The sequence below is a fragment of the Alicyclobacillus sp. CIJ1 genome, from assembly GCF_057538885.1.
Genome location: NZ_BAAJPH010000079.1, coordinates 1 through 876 on the forward strand (window position 1 = coordinate 1; position 876 = coordinate 876).

Here is an 876-nt window from a genome sequence, read left to right on the forward strand (position 1 = left end):
ACAACGGGAACTTGCCTGCGGCAACGAACACGGGCTGGAGCGTGACGCTGGTCTCGAACGGAGGAACGGATGGAGCGTCACTGAATCAGACGTTCTATAACGGCGCTTCGACTGGAACGGTGAGCGTCAGCACGCAAACGCCGCAGACGGTGACCTACACCGCGAGTCTCATCAACCCCGAAGGGGTTATGGAATCGAGTGAAACTTTCCAGATCACGTGGGCAGGCGCAACCGTGAGCGCGTCTCCGACGCAATTGCCTGTGGGACAGGTCTCGACCATCACAGTCAATGCAAATGCGCCGGGGAGAACGGTGACACTATATAGCACGGCCCCCGTGATCCAGGGTGAACAAGCGTCACAAACTTGCACGACTAAAGGGTGTCACTCGAATGGTAACTATCAAATCACGGTAAATGACACTGGCACGACGACGCTTCAGGCGGTATCGAACACGGCGCAAGTGGTGAAGTTTTGGGTAACCACGACGCCGCCGAATCCGCCTAGCCCGACGGACGTGGGACAAGGCACGACATCGCCTGCTGTCACGGTGGCATGGGGAAATAACACAGGTGTGTCCATTACGCTCATGGCGACGCCGGGATCGACAACCTATGGCGGAACGATTACGGAGTCGTACAGCGTGCAGGGCTGGCAGCCTGGGGATGAGGTCATCATCCAGGTTGTGAATGAGAGTCCAGCCACGCCTGCCGGAGCATCAGGAACGTATTTCCCTAATGGCTGGTATTCGAGCGGATATTGTACTGCGTCGGGGTGTGTGTATCAAGCCGTATTGACTGAGCCATCTGCGAGCCATAACGAAAGCGAGCAGCCGGTCACGCTGGAGGCTGGCATAGGCGGTTCGGTGACGGATCAGG

1 protein-coding gene is annotated in these 876 nt (G+C 57.6%); it reads left to right on the plus strand.

Translation table 11 applies throughout. The annotated features are described in order from the left end of the window. Positions 1-876, plus strand: an 876-nt coding sequence (locus AC27E8_RS06540; protein WP_487111380.1) for a hypothetical protein, incomplete at both ends; no start/stop codon positions are given.